Annotated in this window: 19 protein-coding genes; 17 read left to right on the top strand and 2 right to left on the bottom strand. The window is 44.8% G+C overall.

Features of this window, described 5'->3' with window-relative positions; translation table 11 throughout:
* Positions 1 to 352: 352 nt before the first annotated feature.
* Positions 353 to 694 (bottom strand): helix-turn-helix domain-containing protein, encoded by a 342-nt coding sequence (locus ACT89M_RS28090; RefSeq protein ID WP_154985716.1) that lies wholly within the window; start codon positions 692 to 694, stop codon positions 353 to 355.
* Positions 695 to 915: 221 nt separating this feature from the next.
* On the opposite strand from ACT89M_RS28090, the gene ACT89M_RS28085 reads away from it, so the two are divergent.
* From ACT89M_RS28085 to ACT89M_RS28005, 17 genes are all read left to right on the top strand, one after another.
* Positions 916 to 1,719, top strand: coding sequence for a DNA-binding protein (locus ACT89M_RS28085; protein ID WP_487344963.1), 804 nt, complete (start codon positions 916 to 918; stop codon positions 1,717 to 1,719).
* A 194-nt stretch (positions 1,720 to 1,913) separates the two neighbouring features.
* Complete coding sequence (locus ACT89M_RS28080; RefSeq protein WP_487344962.1) at positions 1,914 to 3,047, top strand: WXG100 family type VII secretion target; 1,134 nt, start codon at positions 1,914 to 1,916, stop codon at positions 3,045 to 3,047.
* Positions 3,048 to 3,062: 15 nt separating this feature from the next.
* Positions 3,063 to 3,611 (top strand): hypothetical protein, encoded by a 549-nt coding sequence (locus ACT89M_RS28075; RefSeq protein ID WP_487344961.1) that lies wholly within the window; start codon positions 3,063 to 3,065, stop codon positions 3,609 to 3,611.
* A 160-nt stretch (positions 3,612 to 3,771) separates the two neighbouring features.
* Positions 3,772 to 4,374 carry a pentapeptide repeat-containing protein gene (locus tag ACT89M_RS28070; protein ID WP_487344960.1) on the top strand — a complete coding sequence of 201 codons (603 nt, stop codon included), beginning with the start codon at positions 3,772 to 3,774 and terminating at the stop codon, positions 4,372 to 4,374.
* 182 nt (positions 4,375 to 4,556) lie between these two features.
* The gene (locus ACT89M_RS28065; protein WP_308723261.1) at positions 4,557 to 4,916 is read left to right on the top strand and encodes a hypothetical protein; all 360 of its coding nucleotides are present in this window, start codon (positions 4,557 to 4,559) and stop codon (positions 4,914 to 4,916) included.
* 8 nt (positions 4,917 to 4,924) lie between these two features.
* On the top strand, positions 4,925 to 5,362 hold the full coding sequence (locus ACT89M_RS28060) for a hypothetical protein (protein ID WP_154889786.1): 438 nt from the start codon (positions 4,925 to 4,927) through the stop codon (positions 5,360 to 5,362).
* A 62-nt stretch (positions 5,363 to 5,424) separates the two neighbouring features.
* Positions 5,425 to 5,763 (top strand): contact-dependent growth inhibition system immunity protein, encoded by a 339-nt coding sequence (locus ACT89M_RS28055; RefSeq protein WP_487344959.1) that lies wholly within the window; start codon positions 5,425 to 5,427, stop codon positions 5,761 to 5,763.
* Positions 5,760 to 6,239 (top strand): Imm7 family immunity protein, encoded by a 480-nt coding sequence (locus ACT89M_RS28050; RefSeq protein WP_261764706.1) that lies wholly within the window; start codon positions 5,760 to 5,762, stop codon positions 6,237 to 6,239. The genes ACT89M_RS28055 and ACT89M_RS28050 overlap by 4 nt, the downstream gene beginning before the upstream one ends.
* A gap of 42 nt (positions 6,240 to 6,281) precedes the next feature.
* Entirely contained in the window at positions 6,282 to 6,518 is a 237-nt protein-coding gene (locus tag ACT89M_RS28045) for a hypothetical protein (RefSeq protein WP_154889788.1), read from the top strand.
* 70 nt (positions 6,519 to 6,588) lie between these two features.
* Complete coding sequence (locus tag ACT89M_RS28040; RefSeq protein WP_154889790.1) at positions 6,589 to 7,065, top strand: hypothetical protein; 477 nt, start codon at positions 6,589 to 6,591, stop codon at positions 7,063 to 7,065.
* Between the two features lie 95 nt (positions 7,066 to 7,160).
* Positions 7,161 to 8,024 carry a hypothetical protein gene (locus ACT89M_RS28035; protein WP_154889792.1) on the top strand — a complete coding sequence of 288 codons (864 nt, stop codon included), beginning with the start codon at positions 7,161 to 7,163 and terminating at the stop codon, positions 8,022 to 8,024.
* Between the two features lie 454 nt (positions 8,025 to 8,478).
* Entirely contained in the window at positions 8,479 to 10,050 is a 1,572-nt protein-coding gene (gene nikA, locus ACT89M_RS28030) for a nickel ABC transporter substrate-binding protein (protein ID WP_341181413.1), read from the top strand.
* A complete protein-coding gene (nikB, locus tag ACT89M_RS28025) occupies positions 10,050 to 10,997 on the top strand; it encodes a nickel ABC transporter permease (protein WP_154889796.1) in 948 nt (315 codons plus the stop codon). Before nikA ends, nikB begins: the two co-directional genes overlap by 1 nt.
* Positions 10,994 to 11,848, top strand: a complete 855-nt coding sequence (gene nikC, locus ACT89M_RS28020; RefSeq protein ID WP_308723263.1) for a nickel transporter permease — start codon at positions 10,994 to 10,996, stop codon at positions 11,846 to 11,848. Before nikB ends, nikC begins: the two co-directional genes overlap by 4 nt.
* Positions 11,845 to 12,645, top strand: coding sequence for an ABC transporter ATP-binding protein (locus tag ACT89M_RS28015; protein ID WP_308723264.1), 801 nt, complete (start codon positions 11,845 to 11,847; stop codon positions 12,643 to 12,645). Before nikC ends, ACT89M_RS28015 begins: the two co-directional genes overlap by 4 nt.
* On the top strand, positions 12,642 to 13,424 hold the full coding sequence (locus ACT89M_RS28010; RefSeq protein ID WP_154889802.1) for an ABC transporter ATP-binding protein: 783 nt from the start codon (positions 12,642 to 12,644) through the stop codon (positions 13,422 to 13,424). The genes ACT89M_RS28015 and ACT89M_RS28010 overlap by 4 nt, the downstream gene beginning before the upstream one ends.
* A 405-nt stretch (positions 13,425 to 13,829) precedes the next feature.
* Positions 13,830 to 15,335 (top strand): malate:quinone oxidoreductase, encoded by a 1,506-nt coding sequence (locus ACT89M_RS28005; protein ID WP_154889804.1) that lies wholly within the window; start codon positions 13,830 to 13,832, stop codon positions 15,333 to 15,335.
* Between the two features lie 101 nt (positions 15,336 to 15,436).
* Here ACT89M_RS28005 and ACT89M_RS28000 read toward each other — a convergent pair whose 3' ends face one another.
* The gene (locus ACT89M_RS28000) at positions 15,437 to 18,574 is read right to left on the bottom strand and encodes a hybrid sensor histidine kinase/response regulator (RefSeq protein ID WP_154890322.1); all 3,138 of its coding nucleotides are present in this window, start codon (positions 18,572 to 18,574) and stop codon (positions 15,437 to 15,439) included.
* Positions 18,575 to 18,632 lie beyond the last annotated feature (58 nt).

The following is an 18,632-nucleotide window of genomic DNA, read 5'->3' as shown; positions in this document are numbered from 1 at the left end:
CATCAGTTGATCTATTACATTAGATTATAACTGATGCTAATTTCCCTAATGATGTAAATTATTATTTTTTATATTTAAAAAAAGATATTTTTCAGCCTCCATTATATAATTCATAATTATGAATTATATCTGGATCAATCAATAATTTTCTCACTTGTTTAAAAATCAAATATTTATAACTATAAATGTTATTTAGTTGATTTCTCCAAGTTTACTCTTGTATAGAATCTATTTTCTTTTGCTTTTATATTGATTCAAGTACAAAAAGAAGAATTTTAGAAAGAAATTTTTAAATGTAATCTTTTCTTGAAAAAATTAATCTTTTATAACACGAGTTTCAAGGTTGTAGAGATTAATGGAATGCTCGTAGAATTTGTTTATTAATTTGTGTTAATATATCAATCTGTTCATCTGAAATATTGCTTGTAATAGCTATAAATTCTTCAAGAACTGTTTGTCGACTTTCCACCTCCCCTAAAAAATCTGTTGATATCATTAGCTCGTTGAGTGAAAGTTTCAAACCCAAGAGAATTTTCTCTAGAGTATCTATAGAAAAGTTTCTCTCCCCACGCTCTACCGACCCAATATATGCATCATCCAATCCAGATAATTCCGCAAGTTGCTGTTGTGTCAAACCCTTCGCTTTGCGTACTGCTCTTATCCGTTCTCCAACCGAATTGCGTAATTTTGTCATAATAACCACCTCTCCTAAAGGTTAGGAGAGTATCGATGTATTTAGCAGAGACTTAAAGGCGGTAAAATATATTGAAAAAACTGCGATTAAGTACTATATTTGATTTATTGTACTACTTCTTTGGAGTTTCTGAAAGTGAATAAATGAAAGGCTGTATCTTAAAGCATAAATAGCTTTGTTTTATTATCTCTAATATTCATATTATAAGGAGGTTTACTTTTTTGCGATCATCAATCCTGAAATCCCTCAAACCGGACATTATTGTTGATATGCTGGATATGGCTGTGGCTTTTGAAAATTGGAACAAGGTGCTGGAGACAGCGGACGTGTTGTACCAGTGTGCGCAGTGTATATATGAAGAACGGGTGGAGTGTCAACAGGAAGGTGGGTCTAAACTTCATATTCATACGGAATGTCCATTGGTTTATTACATGGGATGGAGTCATATGATGCGAGGTATGGCTTATCAGAAGCTGGGGCAGATCGATCAGGCACGAGCTTGTATCCGTCAATATGCAGCATTGGGGTGTATGGAAGGAATGGATGAGGCAGAGCTACAAGTTGTGCAGGAGTTCAAACGTAAAGCCGAAATCCATCGCTATGCACTCGAGATTGAAGCAGGGCAGGTTGAGTTGCTGGAGGGCTATGTGAACCTGTTGCTGGAGTATCCGAAGGAACGTTTGTCAGGGTTGAAGGTGATCACAGAGGCCGCGGTGCGGCATGGGTGGCGGATTGATTTTATCATACAGATGATTGAGGAGAAGGTTGATGGGTCAGGAGTGGGGATGGATTCGTTAAACAACGATGATATGTACAACTATTGTTACCAAAGGGCCTTATATGAACAGTGGATGGGAAGGCCGCAGGAGGCTGTGGATTTTATTTTGAAGGCGATGTGTGTAGCGGACAGACTGGGGATGGAGAGGCATATTATCAAGTGTACAGTGGTATTGGAGTCGTTGCGAGAAATGGCGACGGAGGAGCAGATTGAACGGTATCGGGTGTTTTTGGCGGGGATAAAGTAGGAGATTGTTATTGGGTTTACTGAAAATGGTAGGATGTGCTTGGATGTGGGTATATGCATATAGGACTATAGCACCGATGAGTGGTGTGTCAGATGTCGGGTTATAGGTAAATTCAGGATGTTAGCCGGATAGTTTTACATATTATACTTCTGCTAACATAGGAGAATCCTATTTCAAATGAGCGGAGAAAGCATATGAGTACAATCAAAGTGACCCCTGAACAATTACATCACGTATCGAATCAGGTGGATCAGGCGAGACAACAATTGGAGCATATCCAGGATAACCTCTCAAGGCAGATCATGTTCCTTCAGCCCGTATGGCTGGGTGTGACACAGGAGCGTTTTTATGGTGATTTTGCAAGATCACGTACCGTGTTACAGAAAGCACTGGAGAGCATGGTATATACTTCGAAGGAGTTAACGGATATTGCTACGAGGTTTGAGCAGGCAGATGCGGAAAAGGGCAGTCTGGGTGGTATTATTGGTGCTGTGGGTGCGGCAGCCATGATGAAGAGCTCGGGGAGTGATACGGGTTCGGAGGATAAAGGCTACCGAATGGCCCAAGTCAATGTGTTTGGGAGACTGGTGCAGATGCCTGTGAATGAGGATGGCGTTACCGATCAGGCAGCTCTGCAGGCGTATCAGAAGGATCAAGGGCATGTAGATATCAATCGGATGCAAGCAGGCCATGCAGAAGATCCGGGGGTAGATCTTAATGCCTTGCAGATTGAAGCCTTTGAAAATGGAGTTCATCCCTTCACAGGCGAGCCAGTGAATGATCGATATGCACAGATGATGGTAACTTCTCTGAAGTTCAGCCAGATTTTTATGGCTTTTCAGATGGTTCGCGGAAGTATGCCTGGACGCAAAGGCCCGTTTCGCTTGCCTTCCTCTCATCCGGCGGTGGCGAAGTTGAAGAAGAATTTAGAGGATGTGAAAAATCAGAAACCAGTTATAGAGGAAAAAAGTCCGGTTATTAAAGATCGACCTACTCAACAACTGAGTCAAAATCTAATTGACCACGTTATTAATAGACATTCTGTTAATAGTACAAAACAACAACTCCCATTCTTGCAAAAGAAGATGTCTGATGAGCAAATAAATGAGATGCTGAGTAGGAAGTCTTTTTTTAATAAAGAATGGTCTGATAAAAGAATAACAGATGCTTCTACAGAGGCAGTAAATCAATTGAAACAACAAGGTGTGAAGGATGGTTTGCATACTGTCACGGTATTTGATGAATCAATTAAAGTGTTCATTCGGAATGATAATGTAGATTCAATATATGGTACACATAAGTATAAAATTAGTGATTTAAAAGATTAGGAGTGTGCTCAAAATATGTTCGTGATTTCGTTTAAAGCCATAGATGATTTGGACGCGCTGAAGCAAATGTCTGCAGAGCAGTTTGATCAGGCCAAACAAGATATAGATGGAATAATTGAATTGGATTTCAACGGAAGTACGTATGGTATGTTTTTTGATGATTGCCCATTCGGTAATGAGAGACTAGTTAGATGGTTTGTTGACTTACTGACGGTGGCTAAGATGGTAAGCGTGAATCCGTACGTTGCTTATCGAATTCCTGATAGTGCTAATCTATGGTTGGAGTTTAAAGCACATGGAGAAGAACTGCTAGTTAGCTTAGTGGAAGATACGGATCGTGAAGTAGTTTTGGACTTATTTATTACTGAACCGCTGGAGGAATTCAAGTACTCAACATGGAGTGGGATTTCTATAAATTTGGAGTCCTTTGTCAAAGAAATCATACGTAATACACATCTGTTTCTGGATTTCATCTCTGAACTCAACGCAAAACTATTGAAAAGTGAGAACGTTGCAAGAATAAGTGAGAAGTTATCTGATTTAGAGCAAGAATCCTCAACGTGAAATATATCAGCAGAACTATATATGCACCAAGAAGTTATCAAGATAATGCGAAAGAGCAATTCTTCATATGAATGATCCCGCATTTGGTGCAGTACAGTAACCCTGAATTAAAATTAAACAAGACAGCTGTTTCTTACATGGATTAGAGGACGAGGGACGGATGAGAAACGATATGTATAACAGATTCGAACTTCATAGAAAATGGGTTGATACTAGCGGTCAGGAAGGTGAGCAACTTCGATTGCAAGATGTTGATTTTCGCGAATTTGATGTTTCTAATATTTGTTTAGAACAGTCATTTATGGCTAGTTGTACTTTTGAGGGTCTGAGTCTTAACAACATGGATTTTCATGCCTCTGTTTTAAGTTCGTCATTATATAAAAATAGCAACGTGATGCATTGTGATTTTTACAAATCAGACTTGTCATATGTAGATTTCTCTAACTCCAATGTGGATAAAGTTCGATTTTCAAGAGGCGATCTATGGGAAACACGATTTGATAATGCAACAATTAAAAACTGTAATTTCTCAGCCTGCAACCTCTCTTTAACTGATTTTAGCCATGCCTCATTAACAGATGTAGACTTGAGTGAGGCAAGGTTTGAAGGGGTTTTGTTTTATGGAGTAACGTTAAGAAACATCAAAGGAATAGAAGAGGCCAATTTTCACAGCATTCATATTGGTTCAGCCGATAAACCTCTAATTCTCAAAGGGCAGGAAGCAAGGGATTGGCTTCGCATGAAGGCCGAAGAAAGAAAGTAATCTATCAGGTTTTAAATTTCTCTGGAATCATGAAAAGAGGCAATAAAATAACATGGGAACAACAGCTTTTTTTCTAACGGAGCGTGAGAAGTATTCACCAGAGAAGTTTTTATCTGACACTATAATTGCTGTGTTTCAATCAGATCATAGACTAATTTTTGATAATCATAAACATATTGAAAATGGGGAGATTTTCTTCAACAACCTTGAATGTTCTAAGTCATTCGTACAATAGTGAAGAAAATAACCGTCAATTTATCCTATATGTAAAGGCAAAAGAAAATAAAAGTGTTTTATTTCATGATCACGAAGATCTGAATTTAGACCCTAAACAGGATCTCATTCGGGTAGGTACAATAGAAGAGGCATTTGGTGCAGAAGAGGTTATTTTTCAGTTTGTGTATGAATATTTGAAACTTAACCAGGCGGACTACTTTTGGGTAGCAGATTATGACTGGGTCTACACATGGGAAGATATTAAGAAACTACACTCCATGTCCTATGACTCAGACTGGTGTTATAAAAATCCTAGGATGGGATAAGGAATGATATGTACCAACAACTTGATAATCTTTTATACGCCGAGACGACAGTTGATTCCTGGTACGATGACGGTTGTGTTATAGCGACAGAAATTCTGGAAGATTTTAAACTAGGTGATTGGGATATTTTATCTAGAGAAGTATTGAGCAAACCCCTCAGCTGGCAGAAGAAGCTTGCGTACTGCTTGGATAGTACTCGAGAGAGGCATGAATTTGAATTGTTGCTTTCTCTACTGACTGTTGAGGATAGAGAGTTATTAGAAATATGTATAGACACACTAAGGAGCTACACATCTCCTGAGTATAAACAAAGATTAATGCATGAACCTCTGTTACTAGAGCGTGTGGCTACTGTACTGTCTGGTGCAGGAATTGCGGAACGAAGGGTACTGGAGGATTTTCTCAGAGGTTTAATAATCTGGCCAGATTCGGAGGGGTGCACCTGAGTAAACGGATTATGGACATTTACTGTATAGATTATAATAGCCAGCTGGGCAAAAGTAATTCTGTGGCTTTGGAGCAGTGGTACGGTAGGCTGCTTAACAAAAAAGTAGATGATCTTAACTTAGAAGATGTAAGTCGAATGCTGGGTCAGCGTGTGTTTTTGGAGCTGGGTATAGAAAAGGCGATGGAAATTTTGTCCGATGATCCTCTTGCTGGGGAGATGTACGATGGTCATTTGCTAGAGCTCTTGTATGGTATCGAACTGGGTGATTATCAAGATTTGGAACAGTTGAAATTATTACTCCAGCACATTCATGCTATTCTTCCACAATTCGAATGGACTCATCGAGAGGAACAAAAAGAGTATGCTGATTTAGTGCAACGGTTTATAGCAAAATTTTGAGAAGAGAATACTATCTTGGATGTCAGATCATAAGGTCAACTTTTTACATAAGACAAACCCCGAGGGGAGCTAGAGCCATTTTTGAATACCATGGATGGGCTACAATTAGGGAAAGTGTATCGTTTGAAGAAGATGAGGATCAATATGATGAAGCTATTCAGGAGTTACAGAAGTACATTGAGAAGTTGAGTTGGCCTTCGGGTGTACTAGATCTGAGGGCTGTTAATGGTGACTATCAGCTTTGGATTGCTGGCCTTGATAACCACAAACCTGAAATCCAATTTAATCCGATTGAAGTGTTCAGAAAAGCAGGTGAAATAGCTCCGGGTTCCTACGGCATTCTTTACGTAAGAGATAGTGATGATTTAGCATCATCTAATCAGTTCAAGGTGTATACGTTAACACGAGGTGAGATCGCAGAGCAAGAAGATCCATTTCTTTCACCTTTTGTGCCGAAATTAGAGGATGAATGCTGAGTATTTGCTCCTAAGAACGGAAATGAACAAGAGGTGGTTGGAGTGAATTTACAAGCGGCAATAACAAGGATTAATGCGATCCATTGGGAACGCGTAGGAACGAGCTCTTTCGAAATAGAAGCCGATTTAGCGCGCGAGTTTTTAAGAAGATTAGCACTCTTCTTTAGAGATACGTCTACTAGACCTCTGCCTCCTTTCATAGCTAATGTTGCTAATTACCCCCTTGTCTTTCCACAGTTAGATAAAGAAAAATTTAAGAATTGCACAACATTTCAGTAAGTTGTTACGTTATACTTATTAGACCTAAAGAAAATTTAGGAAATATAACCTTGAAAAGGGGTATTTGATCATGAAGGGAAAAAAAATAGTATCACTTTTACTGGCAGGGGTTGTTGCTGGCTCAATCTTAGTGGTATCCACTATAACCGCAGAAAGAGGAATTGCCCAAACTCCGATGGAAGCAGCAACTAGCTACTTTGATGCTTACATTGACAAGGATGCAGAGGGAATGATTTTTTATTCAAAAGACACAAACTATTTGGATGAGAAAAGTCGCGAAGAAGGATATCTAAAAGATTTTAAAACAAATCCTACTACTGGTTATGAAATTGTGGAAAGCAAGCAAATTAACAATAATGAAGTCCAATTTTATGTAGTTCAAAAATATTCAGGGCAAAGCTACGAGCAATCACCACCACTGCCATTTAAAGTATTCAAAAGTGGTAGTGGATGGAAAGTTTTAGTAGAGCCATTAGAAATCAACACAGTGACAGGTCAAGTCACTAAAGGTACACCAATTCACTCTATGCAATTTACGGATGAATAATCTTAAGTTAAAATGTAATATTTTCCCTTTTAAAAAACAAGCTTACCATTTATACTATACTTTGATCTATAAATTATAGTAATGGAGGAATTATTTTGTATTTATTGAAAAAGATAAAAATTTTAACTATGTCTTTGCTCTTAACAGTTGCAGTTGTTCCCTCCGCTAGTGCTTCTCCTTCTCATAACTCATCTTCACAGGTGTTAGAAGAAGCGGAACAAGTAGCTTCAAACTACTTTAATTCCTACATCTCTAAAGATATTGAAGGACGTATAAAAAATTCTGTAGAACCTAATTATGAAAATGATACAGAACGTAGGTCTGCTTATGCGCTACAAGCAGAAACTGATACTCCAGTTGTTGATTTTAAAATTCTCAACTCAACAGAAGTTAGCAATTCTGAAGTTCATTTGTCTGTTCAGTTCACGACAGTAGATACAATTCTTCCGCCATTACCTTACGAAGTAAAAAAAATCAATCAAGACTGGAAAGTAGTCTTAATTCCTCAAGAGGTTAATGCGGATCAGAATTCACCTGATTACGGAAAAGTTAAACCAATTAATGTTGAAAACACAGAGTATATAGACAACTCTGGTTTGATGGCTGCCCGTGCTACGACCTTAGATTATTACAGCTTTAGTAACTGGGGTGGAAACACTCTTATCGGGAAAGATACATTCAATACAACCAATAACTGGGTTTCAATTATGGGGTACCAATCCGACAGTAATTGGAATGGGGGTCCAACAAGCGGTTTCTACGTAAAATATGAAATTATCACTCAAATTGGTGGCTCTGTTCAATGGTACGGTCAAAAAACAGTAAATGGTTACTACTTTCAAGAAAATCAATACTACGCAATCATAAATCTAAGCGCTAATAAAATTTCTAATGCCAAGGTTAGAATTTCTTCTAACGGCAATCAAGTCAGTGGAGCTGGAAACGTTTACGAAAACTAATGCAGTATAAAGAATCAGCAGTTCATGCCTGAGCTGCTGATTTTTTTATAGAATGTCAATTTAGCTTAAAGTGCTTTTAAATTCTTACTTGATTTTAGTCAAGTTTATTCTGATACACTTCCTTCAGCATTTAGACTATTTTGCGAAGGGAAATATACCCAAGCTCAATATGACAGCGAATTTCGCAGGTACTTTGAACAGACAGATCCTGTAGCGATGCAGAACGCTAAAGGCTACTGGTCACATCTACTTGAAGACTACGAAACAGGGTTATAGCACAGTATACCAAAACATACACATCCCAAATCCGCTCTCATTCGAGAGTCGGATTTTTTTGCGTCCAATCAATCAAAAATATCTTGTCAAAACGTAATCATTACGATAAGATAATACTCATTGTTTAAATGATAATGATTACGATTAACAACCATATGAAAAAGAATGAGAGAGGGGCATGACCTTGTTTACGAAAAAGAAGCCTTTGCTGGCGCTAATCTCCTTGGCCCTGAGTGCGGCAGTATTACTTACCGCTTGCGGAGCATCCACCTCTAGCCCGGCAGCGCAAGGCGATACCAATACCCAAGGGAATAAGAACGTTCACTTCCTATATAACTTCTCCACCAGTTCACTTGATCCGCATGTGGATTCAAGTTATGTGCCGCTACGTGCGGGCATTACGGAAACGCTCTTGCGTCTGGATGAGGACAATCTGACCGTTGTGCCGTGGCTTGCCGAGAGCTGGGAGAGTAAAGATGGTCAGCACTGGACGATTAACTTGCGCGACAATGTGACCTTCCAGAACGGCAAACTGATGACAGGGGAAGCGGTTAAAGCATCCCTGGAGCGGGCGTTGAAGGAGAACGTAGCCATCCAAAATACTTTGAAGGTGGATACGATCAAAGCCGAGGGGAACAAGCTGGAGATCACCACGACCGAGCCGTTCCCTGAGTTTGCATCCGAGCTGGTGAACCCGAACACGGCGATCATTGATGTCAGTGAGCCGGATATTGTGAACAAACCTATCGGTACAGGCCCGTTCAAGCTGACTTCTTTCACGGCAGGCAGCAAGCTGGAGCTGAGCCGATATGACGGATATTGGGACGGGGCCTCGCCGCTGGATTCCGTAACATTTTCGTTTAATGAAGATGCTAATGCACGTTCGCTTGCACTGAAGTCCGGTCAAGTAGACGTCGTCTACCGCCCGGAAGTGGAAAGTCTGGAATCCCTCAAAGCCATCGACGGGTTGAAAGTTGAATCCACATCCACGTTCCGTGTGCACCAGTTGACGATGAATATGCAGCGGGAGAGCATCAAGGATGTGAATGTCCGCCGAGCACTGGATGCGCTAATTGACCGTAAAGGCATTGTCGATACAATTCTGCTTGGATACGGCGAGCCTGCCATTGGCCCATTCTTGCCCTCGTTGCCATTTGCACCTAAATATACACATGCAACAACGGAGACCGGTTCAGATGTGGCCGTAAAATATCTTGGCGAAGCTGGTTACACCCAGCAAAACGGCGTAATGACCAAAGACGGCAAACCATTGAAGCTGACACTACTCACCTATTCGTCACGCGCCGATCTGCCTCTGATTGCACAAGTGTTCCAATCGGATGCAAAAAAGATCGGAATTGATGTGCAGATTCGTCAGATTGATGCACCGGAAGAATACATGGCTTCCAACCGGGATTGGGACATCGCTACATACAGTAATCTGACCGCTCCACGCGGGGATGCGGGTTATTATTTGAATGCGACATACCATCCGAAGGGTGCGCTGAACTTCAGCGGATCGGAAGACCCGGCACTGACCAAGATCATCGACGAACTGAACCTTACGGTGGAACCCCAGAAACGCGCGGAGCTGGCAGAGAAAGCAGCCAATTATGTACATGATAACGTGCTGAACTCCTTTGTACTGCATCCTGCAACGATTGTGGCCTACAACGGCAAAAAGGTGAAAAACTGGGTCACCACGCGCAGTGAATATTACATGATCACAAACAAGCTGGACGTGATGTAATGTTTCGTATTTTGCTTCGCAAGTTTCTGGAGGTATTTGTATTCCTGCTCTTCATTATGTTTGTAAGCTTCCTGTTCATCCGGCTTGCTCCCGGCGATCCGGTGCTGACCATCCTGAATGTTGAGGAATTATCGGTGAGCAAGGAGCAAGTCGAAGCACTACGCGAGGAGATGGGCTTTAATGACTCGCTTCCCGTGCAATTTGGCCGCTGGCTGCTTGATTTTGTACGGATGGACTTCGGTGTGTCCTATTCAACAGGCCAGCCGGTAATGCAGACACTGATGCGCGCACTCCCGGCAACAGCTGAGCTTACAATCGGGTCACTGCTGGTCATGCTATTCGTGGCTATCCCGCTGGGCTCCCTGTCCGCACTATATCGGGGTAGCTGGATTGATCAGGGTAGCCGCATTCTGTCGATTTTGGGCGCAGCGGTTCCGAGTTTCTGGCTGGGACTGATCCTGATTGACCTGTTCGGCGTACGATTTGGCAGTCTGCCCACGATGGGACGGGACGGATTTACCTCACTTATTCTGCCATCGCTGACGCTGGGACTCGCCATCTCCAGCGTTTATGTGCGTCTTTTACGTTCCAGCTTGCTGGACTCTCTGAGCCAGGAGTTTGTGCGATCTGCCCGGGCCAGAGGGCTTTCGGAGGGGCGTATTTTCTTCCTACATGCTTTCAGACACAGTCTGCCTCCGGTGATCACCGTATTTGGAGTTAGTCTGGGCAGTCTGATTGGCGGCGTTGTGGTAATTGAAGTGTTATTTGCTTATCCGGGGATCGGCAAGCTGGTTGTGGATGCCATTCGCCAGCGCGATTATCCATTGATTCAGGGATACATCCTGATCATGGCGGTTGTCGTGTTCCTGGTGAATACGGCGGTAGATCTGTCTTACCGTTATTTAAATCCAGAGATGAAATTGAAGGAAAGGGAGGCCCACCGATGAAAACGATGCCCCTGCGCATGCCGTCAACCAAAACAAAAAAGCACAGCTGGCAGGCCATCATCGGCATGCTGTTTGCACTGCTCGCTATCGCGGCCTCCCTGTATGCCTTTCTATATCTGAAACATGATCATACCCTCACCGACCTGCGCAGCAGGTTGCAAGGGATGAGCGCGCTTCATCCGCTTGGCACCGATCATCTGGGCCGTGATGTGCTGACACGTCTGCTTCTCGGCGGCGGTCAGACGCTCGGTTACAGCCTGCTTGCACTCGGTGCGGCACTGCTTATCGGCATTCCGTTTGGCCTGATCGCAGGGTACAAACGCGGCTGGATCGACAAACTGTTCATGCGTATTGCAGATGCATTTCTGGCTTTTCCGGACACCATTGTCGCAATTGTACTGAGTGGTCTGCTTGGTGCAGGCATTGGCAATCTGGTGCTGGCGATTGTTATCGTGAAATGGGTGAGTTACGCGCGTCTGGTTCGAAGCACTGTCCTATCCGAGTCGCAAAAGGATTACATTCGTGTAGCCCGAACCAACGGTCTGTCCGATGCACGAATCATGACCAAACATCTGTTACCGCATATTGCAGGTCATGTGCTGGTACTGGCGAGTCTGGATCTCGGCAAAATCATCCTGCTGATCTCATCCTTATCTTACATCGGACTCGGCGCACAGCCGCCGACACCTGAATGGGGAGCGATGCTGAATGACTCGCGTCCTTATTTCCAGTCCAGACCTGAACTAATGGTCTTTCCGGGACTCGCTATTGTATCGGTTGTGCTACTGGCGAATATGTTGGGAGACTACTTGCGAGATCGGTTTGATGTGAAAAAGGAGGTGCAGTCATGATTCTCTCTACCCAGGAACTGAGCATCTTCAGCCGGGAGCGGACGATTGTGGATCAGGTGTCCCTTGCCGTCCGCGAAGGGGAATTCATGGCGCTCGTGGGACAGAGCGGCAGTGGAAAAAGCCTGCTTTCGCAGGCCATTGGACAGCTGCTGCCGCCCAACCTGCGCGCATCTGGCCGTGTGATGTTCGAAGGCAGCAATCTGCTCGAACGGAAGCCGAAGGAGATGCGCGCATTGCGCGGACGCGATATCTCGTATATTTTTCAGGACTATCAGGGAGCATTTACACCTTTCCGCAGCATTGGCGGACACTTTGATGAATATCAGAAGGTGCATGGCGAGAAGTCTGCTACGATCCGTAAAAAGCGTGCCGCAGAAGCGCTGGAGTCTGTTGGACTCAGCCCGGAACTGCTTCGCCGCTATCCGTTTCAGCTCAGCGGGGGTCAACTACAGCGAGCATCCATTGCTACATCGCTGATGCTCTCCCCACGTCTGCTTATTGCCGATGAAGCAACGACCGCGCTGGATAGCATGTCCGTGCATCGCGTAATGGAACTACTCGCACGCAAGCAGGCCGAGACGGGCTGTGCGATCCTGTTCATTACGCATGATTGGCGGCATGTGCGCCGATATGCGAACCGCTTGTCTGTCATGAAAGAAGGGAAGATTGTGGAATCAGGCGGCAAACACCGGATTCTGGATCATCCCCAGCATGAATATACACGCCAATTGATTGAAGCAGCGCCTGTATTGAGTAATGAATTGAAGTCTGGTTTGAAGGAGGTGGGCGCGGAGTGAGAAGCCAAGCCAGCCAAGTCGTGTTACACGTGGAACAGCTCACCCGCACCTATGCTGGTGCGGAACACCCTGCCATCAACGCTATCTCGTTCACCCTGAATCGCGGCGAATGCCTGGGTCTTGTCGGAGAGAGCGGCTGTGGCAAAAGCACATTGGCCCGCTGTCTGCTTCGTATTGAGGATGCGGACCATGGCTCGATCCAGCTTGGCGGGCAGGATATTGCCCGGCTGGATGGACGCCGTTTGCGTCCGCACCGTCGCAAGATTCAGATTGTTTTCCAGAATCCTTCGGCTGCACTAAATCCGAAACTTACCATTGGAGCATCCTTGATCGATCCCTATGAGCAACTAGGTCGGGATGCGAAGCTCACACACTTCACCTATACATCGAAAGAAGCTTACATCCGTCAGCTACTGGAGGCCGTAGAACTGCCGAGTGAACTGGCGAACCGCTACCCGCACGAGCTGAGTGGTGGTCAGCGGCAACGTGTTACGATTGCGCGAGCCATCGGCATTGAGCCGGATGTGGTTGTGCTGGATGAACCGACGGCTAGTCTGGATGTTATTTCGCAGGGAGCGATTCTGCAGCTACTCACCGACCTTCGTATATCTCTCGGCCTGTCCTATGTGTTCATCTCACATGATCTGGCGGCGGTGCACCGAATGAGCCAGCGAATTATCGTGATGCAATCCGGACAGATCGTAGACCAATTTGGCGCGGATGCGTTGTTTGCCGAGGAACGCCACCCGTATACGAAGGAACTGATTTCGATATTCTGAGGGCACAGCGCGTATGAGCGTGTGGGCTGACTTCTTTCTATAATAAGAGCCGTTATGCGAAGGTTATCATGCATGCGGCTCTTTGTGCACTCTTTTTCACAGCGAATCATAGGCTTTAAAAACAGGCCGTTTGCCTAGCGAATGCAAAGTTCCTTCTTTGCTTTGAACAAATAAATCTTTCAGGCCTATAACCGGGCTAACGAACCGCGGCAAACTAGCGTATACTGAGGGAATAGCAAATATCTTGAAATTGCATATTTAAATTGCTCCATATTATTGATACACTAGTTCAAGGTTATATTCATTCAGACAAGGCGTGAACCCTCGAAGAGTGGGCTTGCAGCCAATGCCAAATCGATAACGCTTACATCCTTTTGGCAAATATAGGATATAAGGACGGTAGACATGAGCCAGGGACAAACGAGTACAGATGTAATCTTGATCGGTGCCGGAATTATGAGTGCAACTTTGGGAACTTTGCTTAAAGAATTGGCACCAGACTGGAATATTAAGGTTTTTGAGAAGCTTGCCACGGCAGGAGAAGAAAGCTCGAATGAGTGGAACAATGCCGGAACCGGGCATGCTGCGCTGTGCGAACTTAACTATACTGTTGAACGACCAGACAAAACCGTAGATATTAGCAAAGCCATTAAGGTGAACGAGCAATTCCAGGTTTCCAAGCAATTTTGGTCCTATCTGGTGAACAGTCGTCTGATTCGGAATCCGAGGGACTTCATTATGCCGATTCCTCACCTCAGTTACGTGCATGGCGAGAGTAATGTGCAGTTTCTGAAAAGACGGTACGACACCTTGTCAAACCATCCGCTGTTCGCAGGCATGGATTTCTCGGACAACCGGGAAGAGCTGGCGAAGTGGATGCCGCTAATGATGAAAGACCGCACAAGTAGCGAGCCGGTAGCGGCGACCAAGATTGACTCCGGTACGGACGTTAACTTTGGTGCTTTAACGCGTATGCTACTGAAACATCTACAGGAACAAAAGGTGGAAGTCCACTATAAACATAGCGTGAAGAACATTAAACGCAAAAGTGATAAGTCATGGGAATTGACCGTGAAAAATCTGACGAGTGGAGCTGTTGAACGTCATCGGGCGAAATTTGTCTTCATTGGCGCGGGCGGCGGAAGTCTGCACCTGCTCCAGAAGTCCGGTATTCCGGAAGGTAAACATATCGGGGGCTTCCCGGTAAGCGGGATCTTCATGGTGTGCAAAAATCCGGAAGTCGTGGAACAGCATCATGCCAAAGTATATGGCAAAGCTTCCGTAGGTGCTCCACCGATGTCCGTACCGCATCTGGATACACGTTACATCGACAACCAGAAGTCACTGCTGTTTGGTCCATTCGCCGGTTTCTCACCGAAGTTCTTGAAGACCGGATCGAATGCAGACCTGATTGCTTCGGTGAAGTTGCATAACCTTTTAACGATGCTTGCGGCAGGTGTGAAGGAACTCTCGCTCACCAAATACCTTATTCAACAACTCATGTTAACGAAGGAACAGCGCATGAAGGAACTGCGTGATTTCGTACCGAGTGCGAAGAGTGAGGACTGGGATATGGTGCTGGCGGGTCAGCGTGTGCAGGTGATCAAGGACACCGTTCAGGGCGGCAAAGGCACGCTGCAGTTCGGAACCGAAGTTGTAACTGCGGCAGATGGCTCCATTGCGGCATTACTAGGCGCATCGCCGGGTGCTTCGACGGCGGTTCAAGTTATGCTGGAGATTTTGGAGCGTTGTTTCCCGCAGCACATCAAGGAATGGGAACCAAAGATCAAAGAGATGATCCCGTCTTACGGCATCTCGCTTGCAGAGAACCTCGATCTATTACGTGAGGTGAATCTGTCTACGGCGAAATCGCTGGGATTGTCGGATGAGAAGCAAGCATTGCATGTGTAAGTGATAAAGTGCTTCATGAAGCCAGAAAATGAATCAAAAAAGCTGAGTCCGGATCAAGTCCAGGCTCAGCTTTTTGTGGTTTGTTTTTCCCGAAAATGAACTTATAACGAATCCATATCGGTCTGGTCAGGGATAAAAAAGGAAACCTTCGTCCCTTGCCCAGGGGAGCTGACGATCTTTAACCCTTGTCCATAGAGCTGATTCAAGCGCCGATGGGTATTGGTTAAACCAATGCCTCCAGGCTTTAGCGGATTCGGTTTAGGCCATGCGAGCGCTCGTTCAATCTGTTCTGGATGCATGCCTGAGCCGTTATCTTCGATCTCGATCTGTGTGCCCGTGGTTTGGGCAACGATGCGAATCCATACCGTCCCGCCTTCCACTTGGCTGAGGACACCATGGCGAACAGCATTTTCAATCAGCGGCTGGATGGTGAGTGGAGGGAGAATCACATCGATGTCTTCTGGAATGTCCCAGACTACGTTTAATCGTTCTGCGAATCGTTCCTTCTCAATGTAGAGATAGGCCTTCGAAAGGTCTATCTCGTGGGTGATCTCCACCATTTTCTCCGAATTCACAAAGTGGAAGCTGGTCTGCAAATATTCAATAAAAGCATCCCCCAATCGCTGCATTCGATCCGTATCGATCTCACTGAGCATCATAATGGAATTGAGTGTGTTAAACAGGAAGTGAGGCTGGATCTGTGCCTGCAAATAAGCGGCTTCCATCCGCAATCTCTCATCAATCGATTGTTTCAACACAATCAATGAACCAATGCGATGTCTCAACTCTACAGCGTCAACAGGCTTGGTCACATAATCAGTAGCACCCGCCATGAATCCGGCATAAATATCAGCAGGTTCGTTTCGGGCCGTTAACAACAGAATAGGAAGCTCCGATACGGAATAACGTTTACGCACGCTCTCTGTCAGTTCATAACCGGACATATGAGGCATCATCACATCCGCAATTAATAAATCCCATGACTGCGTATTCAGAAGTTCAAGTGCTTCTAACGCTGAAGTGGCAGGTTGTATATCATAGGGTTCATTCGACAGCATCGAGATGAGAACACGTAAGTTGACCGGATCATCATCGACAGCGAGAATGCGAGCAGTGGTTTTCCCAGGTAAGACGGGGTTCACAGGAGGTTGCTCTTCATCTAGGCTCACAGCAACCTCACTCAAATGCTGGACACCCCATCGCGAATGCTCCGTCTGATCGGTCTGTTCGGTTAAGGCAGGTGTATCTTTTCGTGGCAACGAAACTTGAAAAGTAGATCCTTGTCCAAGCACGGACTGCACGGTAAGTTCACCACCATGAAGCTCAGTGAGCTGTTTGCTGATACTTAACCCGAGCCCAATCCCACCACTCAAACGTGCTTGAGCAGTACCTTGCTCGTAAGCTTCAAATATTCGTTCTTGTAGCTCCTCGCTGATTCCCGTGCCCGTATCCGAAACTTGCATAATGACGCTATGTTCATCTGCCCTAACCGATACCGTAATGGTACCCTCATCCGTGAATTTGAGCGCATTATGCAGCAGATTGTACAGGATCTGAACAAGTCGTCTCTCATCTGCCTGAACCAGCGGTAATCCCTCGGGTGTATCTACGATGATCTGGACTCGCTTGCCCTCCGCCATAAATCGGAACATTCCAATGACGCCGGATATGACGGAGGCGAGGGATAACGGTTTCTTCTGCAATATGATGCGTTTTTCTCTCAGACGAATGACATCCAGAAGGTCATCAATCAATTGCGACATCTGTCTCCCGATATTGACGAGCAGTTTCATGTCTTCCGTATGTTGTCCTCCGGATTGACGCTGTTCGCGCACCGCAATACTTTCGGCAATGTTAATAATCCCATGCAGGGGAGTGCGCAGTTCATGCGCGGTGTTCACCAGGAATTGATCTTTTTGCTGGTCTTCCACTTTGAGCTGTTCATACAGTTTTTCAATTTCAGTGGCATTGCGGAAATATTTTCTGAACCAGTAGGCCGCAAAGCCAAATATGGCAGCAATAACATCGATCGGATAATACACATTGGTGATTTCGTTGTGTGAGTTTACAATTCCCCACAGCACACTGGACATACTGCTCATTGCTGCAAAGAGCAGAAAGCTTGCGTCGCTTTGTTTGGCTGCGGCCATTTTGAAGAACAGGAGCACAGACCAACCAATGGCGAACAAATACAGGAAATCAGGAATTTGAGTATGAAGTGCTTGGTACACAAGCGTTACGGGAGCAAGGAGCAAAAATAATAGATATCCTCCTACAATACCGGCATATGCAAGAAAGAGCTTTCGCCCATGATTCGGATTCGCAAAGCTTCTGGCCAGCATAAGAAGGAAAAGCGCAAATGAAGCATATGAAATCGCCTTGGCTTTAACCATCCAAGTGAAGTTCAGTGGCAGCCAGTTTAATAACAGCCCGTCATGGTCAGAGACCACCGTTAAGGCCGTGGCCAGTATTAACAACGAGAACGTGAGCAGTGCCCGCTGCTTCCGGATAAATAGAAACATGACAAAGGCATACAGGCTGTGCAGAAGCAGTATAGCGAACGTAATTTTCTGCAAATCAATCGATAAACCTCGCTCACTTCCGATGGCTTCAGGAGAACCCAAGTATAGAGAACGCGTAATGCCTCCACTGAATGGATCGTCGAAATTGGCTGTCTGCACAAGTAGAGTGAGTTCATTTGTCCCATCTAGTGCATAGGAAGTTACAAATGCAGTCCTTTCTGGTTGATAGCTTTCGGCATCGCTGGCAGGTTGACCAAACTGGGCAACAACCGTTCCGTTGATCTCAATGATGGATGAGGTCTGAATTTTCTGAGCCCAGAGGGATATTTCCTTCACCGAAGGGTCGAGCAGTATACGAAGCTGGTACGTTCCATATCCGAATGACGAAGCAGAAGGTGGTTGTAACGCCTTGCGCCAGTCACCCGGCACTTGGACCCAGGTGGAAGGCTTGTCCGACCCCATATCTGAATTCGTATGTTTATCTTCTCCGCCAGAAATCAATGCATGGGGTGTGAATCCCCATTCTCCATCCAGAGAGATCGGGGAAGTGTCAGCAAAATCCCAACCGCGAAGATCCAACACGCCTCGAACGGGTTCTGGATGATCCGGTATAACAAAAGAGGCGGACCATATCCAGCGAAAGCTAAGTAAAATGGTTAAAAAGACAAGGGACAACACGACATATCTAGGTATTTTTATATTGGTTATTGGTTTCATGGCAGATTTTAATTTCGACACGTTTCGTCTAACTCCTGCACCGTCGTGTTCGATGAGC

This window comes from Paenibacillus sp. NN59, from assembly GCF_057597225.1.
This window is presented reverse-complemented; position numbering and strand designations above follow the sequence as displayed.

Coding starts and splice junctions, on each gene's coding strand:
- ACT89M_RS28090 (WP_154985716.1), bottom strand. CDS start 694: ATGACAAAATTACGCAATTCGGTTGGAGAACGGATAAGAGCAGTACGC.
- ACT89M_RS28080 (WP_487344962.1), top strand. CDS start 1,914: ATGAGTACAATCAAAGTGACCCCTGAACAATTACATCACGTATCGAAT.
- ACT89M_RS28075 (WP_487344961.1), top strand. CDS start 3,063: ATGTTCGTGATTTCGTTTAAAGCCATAGATGATTTGGACGCGCTGAAG.
- ACT89M_RS28070 (WP_487344960.1), top strand. CDS start 3,772: ATGAGAAACGATATGTATAACAGATTCGAACTTCATAGAAAATGGGTT.
- ACT89M_RS28065 (WP_308723261.1), top strand. CDS start 4,557: ATGGGGAGATTTTCTTCAACAACCTTGAATGTTCTAAGTCATTCGTAC.
- ACT89M_RS28060 (WP_154889786.1), top strand. CDS start 4,925: ATGTACCAACAACTTGATAATCTTTTATACGCCGAGACGACAGTTGAT.
- ACT89M_RS28040 (WP_154889790.1), top strand. CDS start 6,589: ATGAAGGGAAAAAAAATAGTATCACTTTTACTGGCAGGGGTTGTTGCT.
- nikA (WP_341181413.1), top strand. CDS start 8,479: ATGACCTTGTTTACGAAAAAGAAGCCTTTGCTGGCGCTAATCTCCTTG.
- nikB (WP_154889796.1), top strand. CDS start 10,050: ATGTTTCGTATTTTGCTTCGCAAGTTTCTGGAGGTATTTGTATTCCTG.
- nikC (WP_308723263.1), top strand. CDS start 10,994: ATGAAAACGATGCCCCTGCGCATGCCGTCAACCAAAACAAAAAAGCAC.
- ACT89M_RS28015 (WP_308723264.1), top strand. CDS start 11,845: ATGATTCTCTCTACCCAGGAACTGAGCATCTTCAGCCGGGAGCGGACG.
- ACT89M_RS28005 (WP_154889804.1), top strand. CDS start 13,830: ATGAGCCAGGGACAAACGAGTACAGATGTAATCTTGATCGGTGCCGGA.
- ACT89M_RS28000 (WP_154890322.1), bottom strand. CDS start 18,574: ATGAAACCAATAACCAATATAAAAATACCTAGATATGTCGTGTTGTCC.